The 23284-nt window shown below is 48.2% G+C and carries 18 protein-coding genes; 15 read left to right on the top strand and 3 right to left on the bottom strand.

The features are described from left to right. Window positions 1-104: 104 nt before the first annotated feature. Genes MUB35_RS22180 through MUB35_RS22165 form a run of 4 tightly spaced genes read left to right on the top strand, consistent with a single transcriptional unit; the run spans window position 105 to window position 5788 of the window. Window positions 105-1274 (top strand): class I SAM-dependent methyltransferase, encoded by a 1170-nt coding sequence (locus MUB35_RS22180; protein ID WP_118743652.1) that lies wholly within the window; start codon window positions 105-107, stop codon window positions 1272-1274. Then, the gene (locus tag MUB35_RS22175) at window positions 1271-3730 is read left to right on the top strand and encodes a hypothetical protein (RefSeq protein WP_244806859.1); all 2460 of its coding nucleotides are present in this window, start codon (window positions 1271-1273) and stop codon (window positions 3728-3730) included. The genes MUB35_RS22180 and MUB35_RS22175 overlap by 4 nt, the downstream gene beginning before the upstream one ends. A 45-nt stretch (window positions 3731-3775) precedes the next feature. Further along, window positions 3776-4891, top strand: coding sequence for an aminopeptidase (locus MUB35_RS22170; RefSeq protein ID WP_054353106.1), 1116 nt, complete (start codon window positions 3776-3778; stop codon window positions 4889-4891). 6 nt (window positions 4892-4897) lie between these two features. Next, complete coding sequence (locus MUB35_RS22165) at window positions 4898-5788, top strand: ComEC/Rec2 family competence protein (RefSeq protein WP_244806858.1); 891 nt, start codon at window positions 4898-4900, stop codon at window positions 5786-5788. Window positions 5789-5813: 25 nt separating this feature from the next. Here MUB35_RS22165 and MUB35_RS22160 read toward each other — a convergent pair whose 3' ends face one another. After that, window positions 5814-6260 (bottom strand): hypothetical protein, encoded by a 447-nt coding sequence (locus tag MUB35_RS22160; RefSeq protein ID WP_033142000.1) that lies wholly within the window; start codon window positions 6258-6260, stop codon window positions 5814-5816. 15 nt (window positions 6261-6275) lie between these two features. After that, window positions 6276-6488: a helix-turn-helix transcriptional regulator gene (locus MUB35_RS22155; RefSeq protein WP_033142001.1), complete on the bottom strand. Its 213-nt coding sequence runs from the start codon at window positions 6486-6488 to the stop codon at window positions 6276-6278. A gap of 289 nt (window positions 6489-6777) precedes the next feature. Here MUB35_RS22155 and MUB35_RS22150 point away from each other — a divergent pair, with 289 nt between their 5' ends. The 11 genes from MUB35_RS22150 to MUB35_RS22100 all read left to right on the top strand — a co-directional run bounded on the left by MUB35_RS22150 (window position 6778) and on the right by MUB35_RS22100 (window position 22039). Next, window positions 6778-7278 (top strand): RNA polymerase sigma factor, encoded by a 501-nt coding sequence (locus MUB35_RS22150; protein WP_118743647.1) that lies wholly within the window; start codon window positions 6778-6780, stop codon window positions 7276-7278. Window positions 7279-7295: 17 nt separating this feature from the next. Continuing rightward, window positions 7296-9536 carry a beta-propeller domain-containing protein gene (locus MUB35_RS22145; protein ID WP_244806857.1) on the top strand — a complete coding sequence of 747 codons (2241 nt, stop codon included), beginning with the start codon at window positions 7296-7298 and terminating at the stop codon, window positions 9534-9536. 129 nt (window positions 9537-9665) lie between these two features. After that, a complete protein-coding gene (gene asnS / locus MUB35_RS22140) occupies window positions 9666-11057 on the top strand; it encodes an asparagine--tRNA ligase (protein WP_033142003.1) in 1392 nt (463 codons plus the stop codon). A gap of 12 nt (window positions 11058-11069) precedes the next feature. Then, entirely contained in the window at window positions 11070-12125 is a 1056-nt protein-coding gene (locus MUB35_RS22135; RefSeq protein WP_033142004.1) for a metallophosphoesterase family protein, read from the top strand. A gap of 6 nt (window positions 12126-12131) precedes the next feature. Beyond that, window positions 12132-13760, top strand: a complete 1629-nt coding sequence (locus tag MUB35_RS22130) for an ATP-binding protein (RefSeq protein WP_244806856.1) — start codon at window positions 12132-12134, stop codon at window positions 13758-13760. A 134-nt stretch (window positions 13761-13894) separates the two neighbouring features. Continuing rightward, window positions 13895-15898, top strand: a complete 2004-nt coding sequence (locus MUB35_RS22125) for an alpha-amylase family protein (protein WP_244806855.1) — start codon at window positions 13895-13897, stop codon at window positions 15896-15898. A gap of 120 nt (window positions 15899-16018) precedes the next feature. Continuing rightward, window positions 16019-17785, top strand: a complete 1767-nt coding sequence (locus tag MUB35_RS22120; protein WP_227246574.1) for a sensor histidine kinase — start codon at window positions 16019-16021, stop codon at window positions 17783-17785. Next, window positions 17782-18858 carry a response regulator transcription factor gene (locus MUB35_RS22115; RefSeq protein WP_244806854.1) on the top strand — a complete coding sequence of 359 codons (1077 nt, stop codon included), beginning with the start codon at window positions 17782-17784 and terminating at the stop codon, window positions 18856-18858. The genes MUB35_RS22120 and MUB35_RS22115 overlap by 4 nt, the downstream gene beginning before the upstream one ends. A gap of 113 nt (window positions 18859-18971) precedes the next feature. Beyond that, a complete protein-coding gene (locus MUB35_RS22110) occupies window positions 18972-20306 on the top strand; it encodes an extracellular solute-binding protein (protein WP_244806853.1) in 1335 nt (444 codons plus the stop codon). 17 nt (window positions 20307-20323) lie between these two features. Then, window positions 20324-21205, top strand: a complete 882-nt coding sequence (locus MUB35_RS22105) for a carbohydrate ABC transporter permease (protein WP_033142009.1) — start codon at window positions 20324-20326, stop codon at window positions 21203-21205. A gap of 3 nt (window positions 21206-21208) precedes the next feature. Further along, on the top strand, window positions 21209-22039 hold the full coding sequence (locus MUB35_RS22100) for a carbohydrate ABC transporter permease (protein WP_244806852.1): 831 nt from the start codon (window positions 21209-21211) through the stop codon (window positions 22037-22039). 49 nt (window positions 22040-22088) lie between these two features. Here the strand turns inward: MUB35_RS22100 and MUB35_RS22095 are convergent, their stop codons facing one another. Beyond that, entirely contained in the window at window positions 22089-23282 is a 1194-nt protein-coding gene (locus MUB35_RS22095; RefSeq protein ID WP_033142011.1) for a ribose-phosphate pyrophosphokinase, read from the bottom strand. Between the last annotated feature and the right edge of the window lie 2 nt (window positions 23283-23284).

The raw sequence follows: 23284 nt of genomic DNA, 5'->3' as shown, positions 1-23284 counted from the left end.
TAAGAAGAGTCTCAAGAAAACTGCACTTGGGGCTTGCGGTTTTGTCATAAAACTTTTACAATAGTAATGATGCTGAGGAAAGCATTTTATTTAGGAGAGAAAATATGACAGAACTGGAAAAATTTCTGGATTTATATATAAATGAAGATTTGATCAGAATTATCATCAGCGGCCCCCGCCAAAAAGAGGGGCCGTCTAAAATACAGATACGCCCTCTGCTTTTAAAGGGCCAGGTTATGTATCAGGTTACAAGGACTGTGGGACAGAAGGAGCTTCATGAAAACCATCAGAGGGATGAAGTCCTCTGTCTCACAGACAACTGGATGCAGCAGGAGTTCCGCCAGCTTCAGCTGGAGGCAAAAGGCGTTCAGGGGACAGTGCTTGCCAGCAAGAAGGGCAGACTGACCATCAAGACTAAGAAAATACAGGGCAGGGAGGATTTTGTCCCTATGCTGACCCACAACCGGCAGAAGAAATATCTGCTGCAGGAAGGGGTGCCGGTGCCCTATCTGATAGATTTGGGAATCATGAATGAGGCGGGTAAGGTGAAACATGCCCGTTATGATAAATTTAAGCAGCTCAACCGCTTTCTGGAGTTTATTGAGGACATCCTGCCAAGGCTCCCGAAAGACAGAGAAGTGAATATTATTGACTTCGGGTGCGGCAAATCCTATCTCACATTTGCCATGTATCACTATCTGCATGAGCTGAAAGGCTATGATATCCAGGTGATCGGTCTGGATCTGAAGGCGGACGTCATTGAGACATGCAGCCGTCTGGCAGAAAAATATCATTACGAAAAACTGCATTTTTATCAGGGAGATATCGCATCCTATGAAGGGTGCAGCCATGTGGATATGGTTGTGACGCTTCATGCCTGCGATACCGCTACGGACCATGCCCTGGCAAAAGCAGTGAGATGGGGTGCCTCTGTCATCCTGTCTGTGCCCTGCTGTCAGCATGAGCTGAACAGGCAGATCTCCAATGACACATTGGCCCCTGTACTTGGGTACGGCATATTAAAGGAGCGTTTTGCGGCCATCCTCACAGACGGGCTCAGGGCGCAGATGCTGGAAAGCGCAGGGTACGACACGCAGATCCTGGAGTTTATTGATGTGGAGCACACGCCCAAGAATCTGCTCATACGTGCAGTGAAAAATGAAAACAAAACAGTCAGCAGACAGCAGAGAGAAGCATGGGTAAGATGCGCCCGGGAGTTTCAGGCAGAACCCACCCTTGCATCACTGTTGTTCTTAGAAGGGAACGATAGATGAAAAAAGTATTGACAAAGCTGGGAGTCCTGCTGCTCATATTTATCCTGGGTGTTATCGGATTCTCCAGTTTTATGAATAAGGAGACAACAGAGAACAAGATGGACATGGAGGAGGCGTCCCTTCCCGTGCTTTCCATGATGTACGAAGGCCAGGAGATGAACCGTATGTACGGTTATGCACAGGAAATGCAGGTGGATTTCATGAGAGACAGCCTGACTCCTGTGGGAACAGACAAGAAGATGACTGTCAGCATTCTGCCATACGACCATAAAATAAAAAACCTTGTCTATGAGGTCAGGACCTCGGACGGCAGCAAAGTGGTGGAAAATGCCAAGATCAAGAACTTTGAGGAGAACGGCAGTGCGCAGACTGCCACGTTTGCCCTGGAGAATTCCATTTTGATGAACCAGGAGTATACCCTGGTCTTTACCCTGAATACGGACAAGGGTTCCTGGCATTATTACACCAGGGTGATTCAGCGTACAGGTCTGAACGTTGACAAATACCTGGAGTTTGTGCAGAGTTTTTCCTCCAAAACCTTCAGCAAAGACAACGTGGGAGAGCTGAGGACGTATCTGGAGTCAGATGATACCGCTGTAAACAACAGCTTTACCAATGTGAACATCCACTCAAGCGCGGATATGGTCACCTGGGGAAGCCTTGCCCCAGCCATCAGCAGAAAGGGAGTTCCGACAATCAAGGATATCAACGAGACTACAGGAAGCCTGACCTTAACCTACTACATTACCGCAAAGGATGAGGAGGGATATGAGGAATACTATCAGGTGGATGAGTTCTACCGCATGCGGTATGGGGATACCAGAGTCATGCTTCTGGATTTTAACCGTTCTGCAAAGCAGATTTTTACGGGAAATGAAATGTCAGTGTCCTCGGGCAAGATCAATCTGGGTGTCACACCGAAGAATGTCCAGTTTGCAGCCAGCCAGGCGGGAAGTGTTCTGGCCTTTGTACAGCAGGGGGACTTGTGGTCCTACAATACCAGTACCAATAAGATGACGCAGATTTTCAGCTTCCGGGAAGGCCGGGACACGGATGACAGATACGACTACTCCATGCATGACTTTAAGATCGTGCGTGTGGAGGAGAACGGAGATATGGATTTTGTGTTCTATGGTTATATGAACCGGGGAGAACATGAGGGATACACCGGGACCTGTGTATACCACTATTACAGTGAACAGAATGTGCTGGAAGAAAAATTTTTCCTTCCGACCACCAAATCTTATGAATTTATGAAGCGGGATGTGGAAATCCTTTCTTATGTGAGCACGGATGATCTGCTGTACCTCATGCTGGACAACAGCCTGTATCAGATCAATATGCAGGACAAGACATACAAGGTTGTAAAGGAAGAGATCGCGGAGAATTGTTTTGTAGCGTCCAATACCAACCGGCATGTGGCGTGGATGGAGGAAATGGACCCGCTGCAGACCATGAACATTATCTTTATGGACCTGGAGACCGGAGAGCAGAAGCGCATTACCGCGGATGAGGGTACAAAGATAAGGGCCTTCGGCTTCATCAATGAGGACCTGGTCTACGGCGTAGCCAGAGACGGGGATATTGTGGTGGATGCCACAGGAAGCCTGCGCTATGCCATGCATGAAGTAAAGATCCAGAAATTCTCAGGCAAGCTTGTGAAGGATTACCAGCAGGACGGCGTATATATTATGGATGTGGATATCCAGCAGGGACTTCTGGAGCTGAAACAGGCGCAGTGGAATGTGGACCGGTATACAGAGATTCCAAGTGAGCACATTATGAACAATGTGAAGAATGCGGAGGATGAAGTGATCTCCATTGCCACCGCCACAACCGTGCGGCAGGCAAATATCACAAGACTGATCTTCTCCGAGGACAGCAGGAACAAGAATCCCCTCAGGATGGAGACAAAGCTCATGGTGAATGAGAACGATACCGTGCTGAACATGGATATAAAGGAAAAAGCGCTGGACGGATATTTTGTCTATGCAAAAGGCAGCCTGGCGGGTATCTACAGCAGCCCGGCCCAGGCCATCAGAGCAGCGGATGAAATGATGGGGGTAGTCTTAAACCGTAACCAGCAGTATGTGTGGGAGAGAGGAAACCAGAAGACAAAGGTGACCCTGAACCTGGATGACATACCGGAAGGCTTCCGGTCAGCCTCCCTTGACACTGCCGCCCTGCAGGAGAGTCTTGGGGATACGGGGACTGTGCTGAACTTAACGGGATGTACACTGGAAGAGGTACTCTATCAGGTGAGCGCTCAGAGGCCGGTGATCGTATCACTGGGGGAAAATGACAACAGGGTCATTGTAGGATATGACGGTTATAACACCCTGCTGTATGATCCGGCAAGCGGTGAGACAAAGTATATGGGGCTTGATGACAGCACCAAAGCCTTTGAAGCGGCAGGAAATGTATTTATCAGCTATATTGAGACACTGCCGGAATAAGCGGCAGTGCCCGGCAGGGAATAAGAATGGAAGGCAGGACAACTTATGGATGAGAGAATCAGGAAACTGGCATACGGGCTTGTGAATCACTCCTGCGATGTGCAGAAGGGAGATAAGGTCTATATCCATTACACAGGATATTCCACCACAGAGCTGGCAAAGCAGCTTATCCGGGAGGTATATCAGGCAGGGGGAGTTCCCTTCCCGCATTTTACCGACCCCAGAGTGCAGAGGGAAATGCTTCTTCACTGTACTAGGGAGCAGGTTGAACTTATGGCCAGGGTGGACAGAGAAGAGATGGAGGCCATGGACTGTTATATCGGCGTGAGAGGCGCGGACAACATTACAGAACTGTCCGATGTTCCGGCGGAGAATATGGCTGTCTATGATAAATATTATAATACCCCGGTACACCATGAGGTGAGGGTGGCTAAGACAAGATGGGTAGTCCTCCGCTACCCAAATGATGCCATGGCACAGTTGTCCGGCACCAGCACAGAAGCTTTTGAGGATTTTTATTTCGATGTATGCACCCTGGATTACCGGAAAATGGGTAAGGCCATGGAGAGCCTGGTGGAGTACATGCAGCGCACAGACCGGGTCAGGATCACAGCACCAGGCACGGATCTGACTTTTTCCATCAAGGATATTCCCGTGGTTCCCTGCAGCGGTGAGAGCAATATCCCGGACGGTGAAGTGTTCACAGCTCCGGTCCGGGATTCCGTCAATGGGACCATACGCTACAATGCGGCGTCCTCCTACCAGGGATTCGTATTTGAGAATGTAACCCTTACCTTTGAGAACGGAAAGATCGTGAAGGCGGAGGCCAACGACACGGAGAGGATCAACGGAATTTTTGATATGGATGAGGGAGCCCGTTATGTGGGGGAATTTGCCATAGGGGTGAATCCCTATATCCTGCACCCCATGAAGGACATCCTGTTTGATGAAAAGATTCAGGGCTCCATTCATTTTACTCCGGGAAGCTGTTATGATGATGCCTGGAACGGAAATGTATCGGCTATCCATTGGGATCTGGTACTGATCCAGAGACCGGAGTACGGTGGCGGAGAAATCTATTTTGACGATGTGCTCATACGGAAAGACGGGCGCTTCGTGGTTCCTGAACTGGAAGTGCTGAATCCGGAAAACCTTCAGTAGGGAATGATGAAGAAAAAGTTTCTTATACCGGTCCTGATGATGGCAGCCCTGTTTCTGATCGCGGGCTGCGGCAGCAAAGAGCAGATGGTGCTGTCTTTTATCAACATTGGAAAAGGAGATGCTTTCCTGATCCGGGTGCCCGGAGGCGGATATTATATGTGCGATACGGGAAAAAAAGAGGACTATGCAGTCATGGACCGTTTCCTGGAAATGAAGAAGGTGGAGCATCTTGACGGGATTTTTCTCTCCCACGGACATAAGGACCATGCGGGCGGGCTGAAGCTGATACTAAAGAAGTATCCCACAGATAAAATCTATCTCTCTGGAAAAGATGACATGACCTATAAAAAAACAGATGTAGAGCAGACCGCCGCGGAATATCAGACAGAGATTGTAAAGATGCAGGGCGGTGAAGTGCTGGAACTTGGAGGGGCCAAGGTACAGGTATGGATTCCACCGGACAAGGACCCGGAAAATGAGAACAACAACTCCATGGTGGCGCGCTGGTCCTTTAAAGATACCTCATTTCTTATGACAGGGGACATGGAAAAAGGGGAAGAGAAGCAGTTTCTGGAATCCTTTCGGGACTGCAGGGCAGATGTCCTGAAGCTGGGGCATCATGGAGAAAAGGACGCTGCATCCAAATCTCTTTTAAATGCCGTTATGCCTGCCTATGGGATCATAACAGGAAATGAGGAAGAAAATCCGGATTCCGTGAACAGTAAAACTGCCCGGCGGCTTAAGAAATATGGGATAAAGGCATATTACTCGGAAGGGGAACAGATTGCCTGGGATTTCATCGCGGACGGTACATCAGTGAAAGCAGTCAGGATTATGGACAACAGTGCCGGTGCCCGCAACGGGAACGATGCGGTAGACGAAAAAGAGGAAGAGTGACCGCACTCTTCCTCTTTTTCGTATATTAAAGTTTATGCATATAATAAAACTTCAGGCAGACACCGAGAAGGATCTGGCATAAGCCGGCGGCTAAAAGGGTATAGAAAATAATGATATTGTAATACCCTCCGAAGATGCCTGCAAAAATCATAACTATGGATGTTATGAGCAGAGCCGGCATCCCGGCCTTGGAGCGTATGAGAACCATCCGTTCATCGGTTTCCCTGTTGTAGGATTCCCGCAGACTTCGCTCGTCACGGAGAAGTTTGCGGTATTTTATAAGCATGAACAGAGATAAAATGGCAAGGCCCATCAGGAAGCCGGACTGGAAGTCAATGATACTGCTTACATCAGCGGGGATTTTTCCCCTGTCATCCATAATACGCTGGCATATGGACAGGACAGCGTTTAAGAGAATCACAGAGCCAAACAGGGCGATCCTGATTCTTAATGTCTTTTTATATTTTTCCATAATCTTTACTCCTCCTTATTTATCAGCGGCTTCCACATCTGAAAAGTCAAAAACTTCTTCAATGGTCAGGCCGAAGTAATGTGCTATTTTATAGGCCAGGACCAGGGAGGCGGTATATTTGCCCACCTCGATGGATGTGATAGTCTGTCTTGTGGTTCCGACTGCGAAGGCAAGCTCTTCCTGGGAGAGTTTGCGGGCTTTCCGCAGTTCACGTATCTTGGTCTCCAATTTCTGTATCAGCTCCTTTGTCTGGAATGCATAACGTGTGTACAGTCAGCGCAGGGGCGCGCAAAACGGATGGAATTGCTTTTGCATAGTTAACTTTGCAATTTTAGTATAGCTTGCTTTGCATAAAATGTCAAGTGAACTTTGCGAAAAAGATGAATAATATTTTTTGCGGTAAAATGCAACAAAAAGGTGCAAAGGGAACACTAATATTTATATAATAAAAGGGAACAACCGGCATGAGGGATGCCGTGTACGGATAAGAAGGAACATAGGAAAGAGAGGTGGCGGCATGACGGACTGTAAGCAGTTGGCGTATGAGGCAAGGCAGGGAAGCAAAGAAGCGTTTGCCCAGTTATATCAGGCAGTTTACCAGGATTTGTACCGTTTTGCGTTATATGTACTTAAGAACCCGGAAGATGCCCAGGATGCGGTGGCCGAGACAGTGGCAGATGCCTATGCGGAGATCACGAAGCTGAGGGACAGTGAGGCCTTTAAGGGCTGGATTTTTAAGATCCTGTCAAACAAATGCAAACGGAAATTGAAGGAGTATACCAGGAAGACGGAGCCGCTGTACGAACAGGAGGGGAGCGTGCGGGGAGATTTGGACCGGGACATGCAGGTGCGGGAGGCATTTTTCTCCCTCAGCGATGAGGAGCGGTTCATTGTGGCCATGCAGGTCTTCGGAGGGTATAAGAGTAAGGAAATCGGCCTTATCCTACATAAAAACCACAATACCGTGCGCTCAAGGCTTAACAGAGCGCTGAAGAAGATGGAAGAGATATTACAGTGAGAAGGGAGGCGAAGAATATGAAGGATGAGAATTTCAATGACAATCAGATGCAGGACGAGAATAACCGGCATGAAATCATACAGAAGATCAGGGAGTCTGCGGACAAGGAGAAAATCCCCGAGAGCCTGAACCCTGAGAACCTGGACCGCTTGCTGGAGCAGGGGAAAAACTCGAAGGGCAGAAACGGGAAATGGAGAGATGCCGCCGCGGACTTTGCGTTCCGTTACCGGAAGACTGCCGGGGTGGCCGCAGCCTGCGTGATCCTGGTGGTCGCCGCGGTAAACCTTATGCCCCTTATGAATCTGAACTACAGAAGCGAGAACAAAGCGGATAGTGCCCAGTCCATGGATACTTCTTCTGAGGCAGCGAAACAAGATACCGGGGCAGAAGACAGCGCTGCTTCCGGCGGGGATATGGGAGCAGAACCAAAAGACTCCAAAGATATGGCAAAAGCAGATGAGGCGGCTCCGGAGAAGAAATCAGAGGACAAAGAGACGGCAGAGGGATATATTGCCGGGAGTAGCTACGAAGAGCTGTATGAACAAATATATACGGAGACAGAAAATGCCAGGAAGGAATGGGAGCAGAAGCGGATGGTGGACACCGGAGGTTATGTGGAAGAGTCTGGCGGCAGCAGTGCTTCAAAAAATGATGCAGCAGCAAGTACGGAGGCGGCTGTCGCGGAGGATACCGCAGGCACTGCAGCGGGCTACGCAGCAGGCGGGGAGACGGATTTCTCTTCCACCAACGTCCGCACAGAAGGCGTGGACGAGGGGGATATTGTGAAGACGGACGGCTCCTATATCTATACACTGACCGGTTCCGGTACCCTTCGCATTGTATCTGCCGATGGGGGCAGTTTGTCAGTCGTAGGCCAGACATCACTGGATGACCTGACGGATTCCATACAGGAGATGTATGTGGACGGCAATACCCTCTGTGTAGTCACCAGCGGATATGATTCGGGCCTGGAATGGCAGGGGGATGAGACGTATATGGTGAACAGCAGGGATTTTATCCGTCTGTATACATATGATATCACGGATAAGAGCAAAATAACCCTGAAGGGCATGGTGGAGCAGGACGGAGGATATTATTCCACCAGAAAGGTGGGGAATTATGTGTATCTCCTCTCCCAGTTCTATCCTGTGTACAGAGAGGACGCGGAGGAAGCGCAGCCCAGGCTCTATGTGCCTTCCGTGAACAATGAACTTCTGGACAGCAGTGATGTGCTCTATCCGGCTGTGCCGCAGATGGAGAACGGACAATTGGTGATCTCCTCTGTGAACCTGGAGAAACCGGATAAGATACAGGAGAGCAAATCCCTGATCGGGGCATCAGGCAGGTGTTATGTGAGCAGGGAGAGCATTTACATTTTCGGGGAGGATTACAGGGGTGAGGAGATGCGGACCCGAATCGTGCGGTTCTCCTATAAAGACGGTGAGATACAGGCAAGGGCAGCAGGCGAAGTGAACGGGAGTATTAACGATACATTTTCTATGGATGAATATGATGGCTATCTGAGGGTGGTGGCTACCAGATACAAGGACGGATGGTGGGGAGGCAGCATGAGCAACAGCCTGTATGTGCTGGATGATAAGCTGAAGATGACAGGAAAGGTGGAAGACCTGGCAAAAGGGGAGCAGATATATTCTGCCAGGTTTATGGGGAACACCGGATACTTTGTCACATACCGGCAGATGGACCCCCTGTTTTCCGTTGACCTTTCAGACCCGGCAGATCCGAAGATCCTGGGTGAGCTGAAGATCACGGGATTCTCCGAATACCTGCACTTTTACGGGGAGAATAAGCTGCTGGGAATCGGCTGGGAGACGGACCCGGATACAGGAGAACGGAAAGGGCTGAAGCTCTCCATGTTCGATATTTCCAATCCGGCAGACGTTAAGGAGATTGACAAGATGGTGCTGAAAAATGTGGATTTCTGCCAGGCTATGGAGGACTACAGGTCAATTCTCATTGACCCTGAAGAGAATATTCTGGGGTTCAGTGCGGGAGTATATGACAGAAATTACTATGAACTGCAGGGATATTACGGAGTCTTCACCTATAATCCGGAGGAGGGATTCCAGAAGCTTTTGTATCAGAGCATAAGTAAATGGATGGACAGTTCCGGGGACGAACTGGCGTGTGTGCGCGGTATTTATATCGGCAATACATTCTACTTGTGCGGCAGCAGCGGAATCAGTGCTTTTGACCGGGAAAAAGAGTACGAAAACTGCGGAAATCTGGAGTGGTAGAGCGCCAAATACCCCTTGCATAGCAGGAAACAATGAGATATACTAATGTGGAGTGGATAAAAAATCCACTCCGCTTTTTATAAATTGATACTTTACGGTCACCGGACCGGCAAATAAAGGAGAATAAATATGCAGCTTACAACAGTAAAAGAAATTTACAGGGACAAAGAGCAGTACCTGGACAAACAGGTGACTGTGGGCGGATGGGTAAGAAGTGTCCGCGATTCCAAGACATTCGGCTTTATTGTACTCCATGACGGAAGCTTTTTCGAGACACTTCAGGTAGTTTACCATGACAGCATGGATAATTTCCAGGATATCAGCAAGTTAAATGTAGGCGCTGCCATTATCGTAAAAGGTACCCTGGTTGCAACACCCCAGGCAAAGCAGCCTTTTGAGATCCAGGCAGAGGAGATCACTGTGGAAGGGGATTCCGCTGCAGACTATCCGCTGCAGAAAAAGCGCCACTCCATGGAATACCTGCGCACCATTTCCCATCTGCGTCCGAGAACCAATACCTTCCAGGCAGTGTTCCGTGTGCGCTCCATGATCGCGTATGCCATTCATCAGTTCTTCCAGGAGAGGGGCTTTGTCTATGTGCACACCCCATTGATCACAGGCAGCGACTGTGAAGGTGCCGGTGAAATGTTCCGCGTCACCACTCTGGATATGGAAAACCTTCCGAGAACCCCGGAGGGAAAAGTGGATTACAGCAAGGATTTCTTCAAAAAAGAGACCAGCCTGACAGTAAGCGGTCAGCTCAACGGTGAGACCTATGCCCAGGCATTCCGCAATATTTATACATTCGGACCTACCTTCCGCGCGGAGAATTCCAACACCACACGCCATGCGGCAGAATTCTGGATGATCGAGCCGGAGATGGCATTTGCTGACCTGGATGACAACATGGCACTGGCTGAGTCCATGCTGAAATATATCATCCAGTATGTGCTCGAGAATGCTCCCGAGGAGATGGCGTTTTTCAACTCCTTTATCGACAAAGGACTGCTGGACCGCCTGAAACATGTACTGAACTCTGAATTCGGACATGTTACCTATACAGAGGCAATTGAAATCCTGGAGAAGGTAAATGACAAGTTTGAGTACAAAGTGTTCTGGGGCTGTGATCTGCAGACCGAGCATGAGCGTTATCTGACAGAGCAGGTGTACAAACGCCCTGTATTTGTTACAGATTACCCGAAGGAGATCAAAGCCTTCTATATGAAACAGAACGATGACAACAAGACAGTGGCAGCTATGGACTGCCTGGTTCCCGGCATCGGCGAGATCATCGGCGGAAGCCAGAGGGAGGATTCCTATGACAAGCTGAAAGCCCGCATGGCGGAACTGAACCTGAATGAGGCGGATTATGACTTCTATCTGGACCTGCGCAAATACGGTTCCACCCGTCATTCCGGATTCGGCCTGGGATTTGAGCGCTGCGTCATGTATCTGACAGGTATGCAGAACATCCGTGACGTCCTTCCGTTCCCGAGAACTGTAAACAACTGTGATTTATAAAAAGGAGAACCCATGAAATTTTTTCATGCCGCTGACATACATCTGGGCGCAGAACCTGACAAAGGTTTTCCCTGGAGTAAAGAAAGAGGCCGTGAGATATGGGACAGTTTCCGAAGATTGATAAGACAGGTCGGCGAAGAAAAAGCCGGCCTGTTTCTGATTGCAGGGGACTTGTTTCACAGACAGCCTCTGATGAAAGAATTAAAGGAAGTAAATTATCTGTTTTCAACGATACCGGATACCAAGGTGGTACTGATAGCGGGAAACCATGACTATCTGAAGCGGGAATCCTGTTATCGGCGCTTTTCGTGGGCAGAGAATGTGTTCTGTCTGTGGGGAGAGCAGGAGCCATGTGTGGAATTTCCGGATCTTGGGGCTGCGGTTTACGGGATAAGTTATGACAGGAAAGAGATCACTGACCCCTTATATCACCATATCAGGCCCCAGAGACGCCAGCCCCTGGAAATCCTGCTGGCACATGGGGGGGACAGGACACATATACCCTTTGACAGATCCGTACTGGAACGGTCCGGATTTTCTTACATTGCCCTGGGGCATATACACAAACCGGAGGTTCTGGCAAAGGATAAAATAGCCTATGCCGGGGCATTGGAACCCATAGATAAAAACGATCTGGGACCCCATGGCTATATAAAAGGCGTATATGGAAACGGGGGGATCAGAATAGAATTCGTCCCCGCAGCCGTCCGTTCTTATATCCCTCTGCCTGTAAAGGTAAAGGAGAGTACCACACAGTTTTCTCTTGAACAGGCACTGGTCAGACTCATGGAGGAGAAGGGCAGGAACAACCTGTACCGGATCCTGATAAAGGGCGAACACGCCATGGGCACAGAGTTTGATATGGAACGAATTATGAAGCTGGGAAATGTGCGTGAGGCAGTGGACCAAAGCCATACCGTCTATGACAGGGAATCTCTTATGCGCCAGTACCGCGGCAGCCTGATCGAGTCCTATGTAAAGCGGTTTGACGGCAGGGAGCTTTCAGCCACGGAAGAGAAGGCCTTTGTGTATGGCATGGAGGCTCTGATGGCGTCAAGGGAGGAATAGCGTTCTATGATCATCCGTGAACTTATTTTAAAAAATTTCGGCAGATTCCGGAACCGTTCCATACGGCTGGAGGAAGGCATCAATATTATATACGGGGAAAATGAAAGCGGGAAGAGTACGCTCCACGCATTTATCCAGGGCATGTTATTCGGTCTCAGAAAAATGAGGGGCCGGGCAGCCAGGACAGACTCCTACACCCGCTATACCCCCTGGGACAATCCATCCTGGTATGAAGGAAGTCTGCGCTTTTCCTGCGGCGGCAAAGAATTCAGGTTGGAGCGGGATTTCAGGAGAGGGGAAGAGGGGGCAAAACTGGTCTGCGAAAGCGACGGGGAACTTTTGTCTGTAAAGGACGGTGACCTGGAGATGCTGCTGGGCGGCATAAGTGAAGCTGTATACGAAAATACAGTATCCATAGGACAGATGAAGAGCCGTACCGGGGACGCCCTGCTTCTGGAACTGCGGAATTATCTGAGCAGCTATCAGGAGAGCGGTGACGGAAAGCTGAATCTTGACAGGGCGCTTTTGCTTCTGAAGGAGAAAAAGAAAGAGTGGCAGAGCCGTATGCAGATAAGGGAACAGCAGCAGGAAGCAGAGGAGAAGAAGATAAAGTTTGAAATCGCTTATCTGGAGCGGGAGACAGAAGAACTGCAGCAAAAGCTTTTGGAGGAGCAAAAGCGGGAGAAGGCAGGAGAGGAAGAACTGAGGCGGGAAGAACAGAGACAGGAAGAGCTGAGGCGGGAACAACAGAGACGGGAAGAAGCGAGACGAAAAGAACTGCATCAGGAAAACATGCCGGGAACAGGAGGAACACTGAACTGGAAAAAGGTGATTCCGGCACTCCTTGTGGGCGATGTTATCGTCTGGGGAATCCTTTTCTTTACAGCCGGGTGGAAAGCGGCATGTATATCCGCTGTATGTATACTCATAGCGGAGTTCCTGTTCATGGCATATACCTCAACTGCCTTAAAGAAAGCAGGGAAAAAAGAGGAAACAAAACATGCCGGACAGTCCATGCCGGACAATACTTCCGGCAGTCTTCCGAAAAGAAAGATCACCGGTGACAGTATCCGACTGCTCACAGCCCAGATACAGGAAAAAAGGACCAGGTTATCCAACCTGCAGGAAGAACTCTCAGAGCTTCAGATGACAGGAATCTCTGACCGACCGGAGATGGAGGAGATACGCAGCTTAGAACTTGCGGCAGAGACCATACAGAGTCTGTCCGTATCCGCACAGGAGTCTGTGGGGGAAGCTTTGAAGAACCGCATCTCAGATATTTTCTGCACCATGACCGGAGGAAAATATAAGAAGGTATCCATAGATGAGGAGCTGAAGATCGACTTGTTTACAGAAGAGCGCCATGTGCCTCTTTTTATGGCAAGCCAGGGAACCATAGAACAGGTATATCTGGCTCTGCGTATTGCTGTGGGAGATATCTTCTGCTGTGAGGAGACTATGCCGCTTCTGCTCGATGAGGTATTTGCCATGTACGATGAAGAGCGCATGAAAGAGACGCTTGGATGGCTGTACAAAGAGAAAGAACAGGTCATTATTTTTACCTGTAACAGAAGGGAGACAGAGGTTCTGAAAAGAGCAGGCATCCCCTTTCATATGGTACATCTGCAGCCATAAAGAAGGAAAATTTTGCAAAAATAAGTAAAAAATTTACCATATTTTAAATTTGATTGGAACTAATTGACTTATTTTCAAGACAATTCTATAATCAAGAAAAGATACCGAAAGCTATGAAGACAAAGGAGAAGTGTATGGAGAGAAAAGGAATTCCCTTTCGGCAGATACATCTTGATTTTCACACATCCCCTATGATCGGGGAAATCGGGGCAGAGTTTGACGCAGAGGAATTTGCGGAAACTTTAAAAAAAGCCCATGTCAATTCCATCAATCTTTTTACAAAATGCCACCATGGAATGTTTTATTATCCCACAGCGATAGGCACCATGCATCCGGGGCTGACATTCGATTTATTCGGCGCCCAGATGCAGGCGTGCCGGGAGCATGATATCCGGGCACTGGCCTACACCTGCGTGTCATGGAACGAGGACTGGGCTGCCAGGCACCCGGAATGGCTCATGGTGAATGCGGAGGGGATATGGGGGAATAAAAAGCCCTTTGACAGTTCTTATTATTCCTGGAAATGTATCTGCTATAACAACAAAGATTACCAGGAAATTTTAAAGGCGGAAATGAAAGAAGTATACGACCGGTATCATCCGGACGGATTCTGGATCGATATTGTACAGGGAAGGGGATGTGTATGTACCACCTGTTCCCGTGACATGAGAGCGCTGGGACTTGATCCTGAAAACGCAAAAGACGTGCGCCGTTTTGACAAGATATCGGAGACACGCTTTTGTGAGGTGTTTTACCGTTATTTAAAATCCCTGGACGGGAAGCTTGAAATATATTTCAACTCATTTCCCTATGAGCTGGATGACGGTTCTGACAAGCAGTGTTCATCCATTGAAAAAAGAAAATATTTTGATTTTCTGGATATTGAGTCTCTTCCGAGTGAACAGTGGGGGTATACGCATTTTCCTGTGGCAGCAAATTATCTGAACAAATATGAGAAAGACATCTGCATGATGAACGGGAAGTTTCACACTGCGTGGGGAGACTTTGGTTCTCTGCGCCATGAAAACGCCCTGGAATATGAATGCTTCCGTGCCATTGCCAACGGGGCAAGGGTATGTGTGGGCGATCAGATGCATCCCTGCGGAAAGCTGGATCCTACGGTGTATGAACGGATCGGCAGAATCTTTGGGCAGATAGAGCGTATGGAGCCGTGGCTGTACGGTACTGCAAAAGTCAGGGAGATCGCCGTACTGATCCCAACCAGGGCGGGGACAGAAGACCCCTCTTTGGGAGGAATGACTGAGGAGGGCGTATATCGTGTGCTCTCAGAGCTGCACCTTCCCTTTGATTTTGTCAATAAGGAGGATTCCCTTGAGGACTACAGGCTCCTGATCCTGCCGGACCACGCCGAGCTTGACGGGCAGTATGCAGAAACGATAGAGGCATTTGTAAAACGGGGAGGAAAACTTCTGGTATCCGGCACATCAGGGTTAGAGGACGGTAGATCCATAATACCCGGCATGCCTTTGGAACATTTGGGCAGAAGCGGGTACGATGTGCGCTACCTGAGGATGAAGGACAGCGGGATATTCCCAAAAGTCCCGGAGACGGACCATGTCCTGTATGAAGCCGGGGAGCAGGTAAGCGGAGACGGTACTGTGCTGGCAGAGATCATAAATCCATACTTTTCCCGTACATACGAACACTTTTGTTCACACAGACAGACACCGCCCAAAAGAGAGAGCGATGGGGAACCGGCTATTCTGGAGACGGCGTCAGGCATCTATATGGCATTTCCTGTTTTCCGTATGTATACGGACAGCGGTTATACAGTCTACAGGGATCTGACAGAGGGGTGCATCCGGCGTCTTCTGGAAAGGCCCCTGATTGAGACAGACCTGCCCGCCATAACAGAGCTGAGCCTCCGGTGCCAGGGAAATGATCTTATTCTGCATATGCTGAATTACGTGGTGACAGGCAAAGCGAAAATGCTGGATACCATAGAAGAAAAGTATATGGTAAAAGACAAAGCTGTCAGGATCAGAACCGCACACAGCCCGGCAGGTGTAATAAGGCTGCCGTCATGTGAAGCGGTACAGTTTCATTATGAGGACGGCTATACAGAGATTAAAATGGACTGCTTGAGCGGATACGAGGCATTTTTAATTAAACAATAACAGGGAAACAGCGTTTTGTGTTGCACAGTGTGAAGTCATCCTTTGGTATAAGGTGATTTTTACGGGCTTCACCAAACGCTGTTTTGCTTTCATAATGGAAATATTTAACAGGAGGCAGATATGAGAGGGGCAGAAAGATTTTCATACAGGAATTTAAAGCTAAACATGAAGATATTACTCATATATTTTATCGTACTTGCAGTGTTCATCCTGTTTTCTTTCTGGCTGTATAACGATTATACATGGAATATTTCAAAAAATAAAGCCAGAGAGTATACAGAACAGGTGCTGTCTGTGCAGGAGTCCTCCATTGAAAATACGATCAACAGTCTGAATAATATTTCGAGGATCATCATTGCCAACTCGTCGGTACAGAACTTTCTGAAGTCTGTGGATGAGAGTTATACAGTGCAGTCAAAAGAAGTATTCTCCCAGATCATGACTTATATGGATATATATCCGGTAGCAAAATCCATAACCATCTATGACCGTTATCAGAACAGATATGGCATCAACAACAATAAGAAGAATACCTTTGAGGGGACAGATATCTTCAGCCAGGAGTGGTTTGATGAGGTCGAAGCACTGAAAGGCGGGTTCAAGCTTATAGCCAATCTATATTACTATAATGAATACCCGGGGGAGTCCGTAATATCCCTTGTGAGGATCATCAATGATATAGAGACGCAGAAACCCATCGGTGTACTGGTGCTGGATATTCTGGAGCGCCAGTTTTTGGGAGGACAGACAAAGCCCTATGATAATATCCCCTTTCTGATCCTGGACGCTGACGATCATATCATTATATCAAGCGCGGAACGGACAGAACTTCCCCGGGAAATCCTTGATTATAACGGAAGTGAAGAGATCCATTCTGTATTAGAACTGACCAGGGGCGAGGAGTACGTCTATTCCGGCTCTAAAATGGAGAAATACGGATGGAAAATAGTGAATACAGCCTCCCTGCAGAATGTCGAGGCAGAGAGTAAGACTGCAAAATCCACAATCCTTATTATGAGTGTGTTCTGTTCCCTTATTTTTATAGCAGCATCCTTTTTCATTTCACGGTCGATCACCCATCCAGTCCAGAAACTGATAAAATCCATGAATAAGGTAAAAATGGGCAGTCTCAAAAAAGTGGATCTGGATACAGGCAAAGATGAGATCGGAATCCTGAAGGACAAATATAATGAGATGATAGAGGAGATAGATTCTCTTATCAAACGGGGTATCCAGACAGAGAAGGACAAGAGAACGTACGAACTCAGCGTCCTGTATGAACAGATAAAACCTCATTTTTTGTATAATACACTGGATACGATCGGATATCTCGTGCTGTCCGGCGATAAGGAGCGGGCCTATACGGCCATTGAAAATCTGGGGAGTTATTATCACGGCAGCCTGAGCCATGGGTCCACGGTTGTCACAGTGGAAGAAGAGATAAAGATTGTGACAGACTACCTGGAACTGCAGAGGCTGAGATATGGGGATATATTTGACTACAGAACAGAGATCCAGCCCGAGCTCAGGAAGAAAAAGGTGCTGAAACTGATTCTGCAGCCAATCGTGGAGAATTCTCTCTACCATGGAATCCGGCCCGGGGGAATGAAAGGGAGCATCTATATTAAAGTCTGCAGAGTGGATGAGGAGATGCATTTGATCGTGGAGGACACAGGTGTGGGAATGGAGCCGGAGAAGGTGGAAGAACTCTACTCCGGTGACAAACAGGAGAAGAGCTTCGGGCTGTGCGGGACTATGGAAAGAATCCGCATTTATTATTCCTATGATGACTGCTGTGAAATAAAGAGCATCAGGGGGATGGGGACTGTAATCACATTTAAGCTGCCCCTGCAGTTATGCGGGGAGAGCCAGGGGGATTTGAAATGAATGAACAGAAGATAAAAGTTATGATTGTAGACGATGAGGCGAATACCCGCAATCTGCTGAGAATCTGCCTGGATTGGGCGGCGATTGGCTGTGAGATCGCCTGGGAGGCGGAGAGCGGACAGGAGGCGCTGGATTTACTGGGGGAGAACGAAGCGGATATTCTTATCACGGATATTAAAATGCCTTTTATGGATGGGCTGGAGCTGTCCCGCCGGGTGGCTGAGGAGTATCCGGATATTAAGATCATTATGCTGACCGCATATGAGATATTTGAGTATGCCAGAGAGGGCATCCGCATGGGGGTGGCGGATTACATTGTGAAACCTGTCAGAAGGGAAGCGCTGAGACAGAGCGTATGCAAGGTAAGGGACAGCATTCTGGAGAAAAGAAATCTTCTGAAGGCACAGCAGGAATATCAGGAGAAGGTGGACGAGTGCATGGAAGAAATCTGTCTGGCTATGAAGGCGGGAGAGGAGGAGCAGGCATATCGCTATATAAACAGGATGTTTGAATGCTATCAGGGGAATTCTCCGCTGGAGATCAACGCGGCCAGGATGGATACGGTAAATTGTATCACCCGGTTAATGCGCCTGATCTGTGATTATGGTTTTGATGTATCCCAGTTTTTTCAAACGAACAGCGTACCCTTTAAGTATGTGATAAGAATGGAAGAGAAGGAGCAGATGCGGAATTATCTGCTGAATTTTACCGGCTATATTATTGCAGGATGTACAAACAGAAGGGAACTGCCGGAAAATCATGTGATCCGCCAGGTGTGCAGGGACTTGGAGGATAACTACAGGGACAGCGGAATCACACTGGCCGGGATGGCTAAAAAATATTATGTAAACTCAAGCTTTCTATGCCGGCTCTTCAAACAGGAGACGGGAGTAAATTTTTCCAATTATTTAATGCGCATCCGAATCGACAGGGCAACAGAGCTTTTAAAGGAGGGACATTATAAGATATATGAGATCGCGGAGCTGGTGGGCATACCGGATGCCAATTATTTTTCCAAGTGTTTTAAGAAGATCACAGGGGTTTCCGTGCGCGATTATCAGGAATCCATATAGTAAGTATTTTCCTTGTTTCGGTAAATTTTCTCTCTCTACATTTTTGAGGGCAGATGATAGGATAAGACTATAAAACCCGGCCGGTTAAAAATGAGATGAGAGAGGTACGGAATATGAAGAAAAGATGGAAAAAGGTGTTATGCTTTACCACGGCTGCAGCGATGGCATTGACAGCAGCAGGATGCGGAGGGGGAAGCAGCGAGGAGAAAAAAGAGGATACAAAGACCACAGCCAGCCAGGACAAGAGCCAGGACAAAGAGGAGAAGGTGCAGCTTACAGTCTGGTCGCTATACGGAACGAATCCTGATGATAAGTCAGCAGTTGCGTTCCAGGAATCCATTAAGGAGATCATGGAGGAAGACCCGACCCTGGATATACAGCTTGACTACGCAGAAAATGAGGCATATAAGACAAAGATCAAGGCAGCCGTGGCAGCCAATGAAGCCCCTGATATTTACGGCACATGGGGCGGCGGCTTTACCAAGCCCTTTGTGGAGGCGGATAAGGTACTTCAGATTGATGAATATATGACAGAGGATATTAAAGGACAGCTTCTTCCCGGGGTTCTGGATTACTTTACTTTTGATGATAAGCTTTACGGACTTCCGACTAAGATGTCGACCTGCCATCTGTTCATAAATAAGAAGATTATGGAAGAGAACAATGTGGAGATCCCCACAACCTATTCGGAACTGCTGGAAGCCTGCAAAACCTTAAGGGAAAATGGTGTGACGCCCATCTCTCTGGGGGCAAAAGACAGATGGGCCATCGGCAAGGTGTTTGATATGATGGGAGTCCGCGCATGCGGAATTGAGAATGTAACAAAGATTCTTTCGGGAGAGAGTACCTTTACAGACCCTGATTTTGAAAATGCGGCAAAGAAATTTGAGGAGATGTCAAAAGCCGGAGCTTTTACAGAGAACGCAGTGGCTATCAGCAACGACGAAGCGCTTGCGGATTTTACGCTTGGAAAAGCAGCCATGTTCTATAACGGTTCCTGGTCCTGCGGTTTCATTAACGGGGAATCCTCAACCGTAAAAGATGACGTGATCACCATACCGTTTCCTGTTATGGAGGACGGCAAGGGTACGGTGAATGAGTATGTCGGCGGCGCATCGGACGGTTTTGTCATCAATAAGGAGACAAAATATCCGGAAAAAGCATTTGAAGTGCTTCAGAAAATTTCCTATAAAATGTCTCTGAAATCCTACCAGGCGAGTCTTGACATGCCGGTTTGGGATGTAAAGGACCAGGTGAATGAAAGTAAGATAGATCCGCTGTTTAAGACCATCGCGGAGGACGCGCAGAATGCTACAGGATATATCGCATGGTGGGATACATTCTTTGAGGGCAGTGCAGCCCAGGATTACCTCTATGCTCTGATCGATTTATCCATGGGAGATATCTCTGCTGAGGAATTCTGTGAGAAGATGGATACCCTGAATTAACCGAATGGAGGGGTTATATGAACCGGTTGCTGAAAAATAAACAGGCTATATTTCTGTTTATGCTGCCTGTGGTGATACTTTTTCTGATGATCGTAGCTGCGCCGGTATTCCTGTCAGGGTATTACAGCCTGTTGGAATGGGATGGAATGGGAAAGCAGGAGTTTGTAGGGCTTGCCAATTATGTAAGGCTGTTTACGGACCAGAGCGATAAATTTTTACTGGCCCTGCGCAACAGTCTGATCATAGCAGTCCTGTCACTGCTGATCCAGCTTCCCGCCGGAATGGCATTTGCGCTGCTGTTGTCAGGGGGGATAAAGGGAGAACGGGCATACATTACCATTTTCTTTATTCCTGTCATAATTTCCGGTGTGGCAATCGGGCAGCTTTGGGGGAAAATCTACCATCCTGATTACGGACTGCTGAATACCCTTTTAAGGGGGATTGGGCTGGACGGGCTTACAAGGGCATGGCTGGGAGACAAAAAAACAGTCCTGGGGGCAGTTATCGTGCCTATTATCTGGCAGTACATAGGGTATTATATGCTGTTATTTTACTCTTCCATAAAGTCTGTATCCGCGGATATTTTCGATGCTGCGAAAATAGACGGTGCGTCAAGGGTCAAGACAGCTTTCTGTGTGACCATTCCGCTTGTGAAGCCTATGATACGAACCTGTATCATCTTTTCTCTGGTGGGGTCATTTAAAACCTTTGATATGGTCTATGTCCTGACAGAGGGCGGCCCTGCCCATGCCAGCGAAGTCCCTACAACATTGATGGTATGGACAATTTTCAAACGGAACCAGTATGGTTACGGAAGCGCTATGGCGGTCATCATTGTACTTATATGCTTCTTTCTGTATATTGGGGTTCAAAAGCTTTTCAGAGCAGAGGAGGAATAAAGGGTGAAAAGGATAAGAAAGAATAAGCCATTGATTCAGATCCTGCTGATCGTATGGGCATTGATCCAGCTTTTTCCTCTCTACTGGCTGTTTGCGTTTTCCCTGAAGAGCAATGAGGAGATATTTGGGGCAAATGTCATAGGGCTGCCGAAGGAATTTATATGGGAAAACTATCAGGTAGCCATAGTCGGCGCCAACATCGGAAGATTTTTCCTAAACAGTGTGATCGTTGTGGGAGCCAGTATTCTGATCACCAGCGCAGTTTCCCTGTTTGCTTCCTATGCCTTAAACAGAATGAGATGGAAGATGAGTAAGAACGTGTATGCGGTACTTATGCTTGGGCTTATGATTCCCATGCATGCCGCACTGCTGCCCGTTATGCTGATGCTGAAAAATTTTCATCTTCTGGGGGGATATGTGTCCCTGATCCTGCCCTATACCGCCTTTGCCGTTCCCATGACTATACTGATCTTTTCCGGTTTTATCTCGGGGATACCGGGAGAATTGGAGGAGTCGGCCTGTATAGACGGATGTAACATCTACCAGATGGTCATCAGGATCATTTTTCCGCTTATGAAACCGGCTGTTGCTACAGCCAGCATCTTTACTTTTATGAATACATGGAATGAGCTGATGTTTGCCACAACCTTTGTCAATTCCACGGAGTTTAAGACGCTGACAGCAGGTATCCAGACACTGGCAGGGCAGTACAATACAAAATGGGGGCCTATCGGGGCAGCGCTTGTGTTGGCTACATTTCCAACTATTTTTCTGTATGTACTGCTGTCAAAAGAGGTGCAGAAGAGTCTGATAGTAGGAGCAGTCAAGGGATAAAGAGAACAGGGATGGAAACCGCATCTTGCGGCCCCATCCCTGTTTCTTTTTATGCTTCTTTGTTTTCCAGTTGTTTTTTATGCTTTACCATCAGCTTATTGATCCTCTCAACCGGATTCAGCAGCTTGCTGATAGAGGCATCGTGGTTCAGAGTATCAATGAGCAGGGCAATGTATTTGCTCATATCGCAGTTTACATAATATTCCTTCTGCAGAAGCTCATCGGGCTGGTACACCAGATTGGTGGTGAGCAGTCTGTCAAAATCACCTCTCTCGAAGGCTTTGTCGAATTTTTCCATTCCGTTTGTGAAGAGTCCGAAGGTGGAGCACATGAAAATCTTACCTGCCCCTTTACTCTTCAGAAGTGCGGCAACTTCCAGCATGCTGTCGCCGGAGGAGATCATGTCATCAATAATGATCATATTCTTGCCCGCAACATCGGTTCCCAGAAACTCATGGGCAACGATAGGATTGCGGCCGTCAATGATAGTGGAGTAATCACGGCGTTTGTAGAACATACCCATATCCACGCCCAGTACGTTGGCCAGATAGATGGCACGTCCGGTACCGCCGGCATCGGGGCTGATCACCATGGTGTTGTCACTGGTTATCTCAAGGTCAGGTTCTGCCTTGAAAAGACCTTTGATAAACTGGTAGGACGGCTGTACCGTCTCAAAGCCGTGCAGAGGGATGGAATTCTGCACGCGGGGGTCATGGGCATCAAAGGTAATGATATTGTCCACACCCATGTTCACTAACTCCTGCAGAGCAATGGCACAGTCCAGGGATTCCCTGCCTGAGCGCTTGTGCTGGCGGCTCTCGTAGAGAAAGGGCATAATGACATTGATACGTCTGGCCTTTCCGCCGATGGCAGCAATGACGCGCTTGAGGTCCTGGAAGTGGTCATCCGGTGACATGTGGTTTGTGTGGCCGCAGAGGGAATAGGTGAGGCTGTGGTTGCACACATCCACCATGACATAGATATCATCGCCGCGTACGGACTCGCCCAGAATGCCCTTTGCCTCTCCGCTTCCAAAGCGGGGGGTCTGTGCTTTGACCAGGTAAGAGTCCCGTTCATAGCCTTCAAACTCCAGGTTCTTTTGCTCCTGATGTTCACGGTCCCTGCGCCATTTTACAATGTAGTCATCGACCCTGGAGCCCAGTTTTTCACAGCTTTTCAGCGGTATGATGCCAAGGCGGCCTACGGGAAGGGAATCTAAGGGAGTTGCATCTTTTGGTGACATGT

Origin of the sequence: Blautia sp. NSJ-175 (assembly GCF_022867815.1) — a bacterium.
Lineage (GTDB): Bacteria > Bacillota > Clostridia > Lachnospirales > Lachnospiraceae > Blautia > Blautia celeris.
Note: the sequence above shows the minus strand (reverse complement) of the source record. Positions and strands in the feature narration are given on the sequence as shown.

Bases quoted from the DNA above. Each gene is read 5' to 3' on its own strand.
- MUB35_RS22120 (WP_227246574.1), top strand. From the start codon at position 16,019: ATGAGAGGGGCAGAAAGATTTTCATACAGGAATTTAAAGCTAAACATG.
- MUB35_RS22145 (WP_244806857.1), top strand. From the start codon at position 7,296: ATGAAGGATGAGAATTTCAATGACAATCAGATGCAGGACGAGAATAAC.
- MUB35_RS22165 (WP_244806858.1), top strand. From the start codon at position 4,898: ATGAAGAAAAAGTTTCTTATACCGGTCCTGATGATGGCAGCCCTGTTT.
- MUB35_RS22175 (WP_244806859.1), top strand. From the start codon at position 1,271: ATGAAAAAAGTATTGACAAAGCTGGGAGTCCTGCTGCTCATATTTATC.
- MUB35_RS22110 (WP_244806853.1), top strand. From the start codon at position 18,972: ATGAAGAAAAGATGGAAAAAGGTGTTATGCTTTACCACGGCTGCAGCG.
- MUB35_RS22135 (WP_033142004.1), top strand. From the start codon at position 11,070: ATGAAATTTTTTCATGCCGCTGACATACATCTGGGCGCAGAACCTGAC.
- asnS (WP_033142003.1), top strand. From the start codon at position 9,666: ATGCAGCTTACAACAGTAAAAGAAATTTACAGGGACAAAGAGCAGTAC.
- MUB35_RS22160 (WP_033142000.1), bottom strand. From the start codon at position 6,260: ATGGAAAAATATAAAAAGACATTAAGAATCAGGATCGCCCTGTTTGGC.
- MUB35_RS22130 (WP_244806856.1), top strand. From the start codon at position 12,132: ATGATCATCCGTGAACTTATTTTAAAAAATTTCGGCAGATTCCGGAAC.
- MUB35_RS22095 (WP_033142011.1), bottom strand. From the start codon at position 23,282: ATGTCACCAAAAGATGCAACTCCCTTAGATTCCCTTCCCGTAGGCCGC.
- MUB35_RS22105 (WP_033142009.1), top strand. From the start codon at position 20,324: ATGAACCGGTTGCTGAAAAATAAACAGGCTATATTTCTGTTTATGCTG.
- MUB35_RS22180 (WP_118743652.1), top strand. From the start codon at position 105: ATGACAGAACTGGAAAAATTTCTGGATTTATATATAAATGAAGATTTG.
- MUB35_RS22115 (WP_244806854.1), top strand. From the start codon at position 17,782: ATGAATGAACAGAAGATAAAAGTTATGATTGTAGACGATGAGGCGAAT.
- MUB35_RS22170 (WP_054353106.1), top strand. From the start codon at position 3,776: ATGGATGAGAGAATCAGGAAACTGGCATACGGGCTTGTGAATCACTCC.
- MUB35_RS22125 (WP_244806855.1), top strand. From the start codon at position 13,895: ATGGAGAGAAAAGGAATTCCCTTTCGGCAGATACATCTTGATTTTCAC.
- MUB35_RS22150 (WP_118743647.1), top strand. From the start codon at position 6,778: ATGACGGACTGTAAGCAGTTGGCGTATGAGGCAAGGCAGGGAAGCAAA.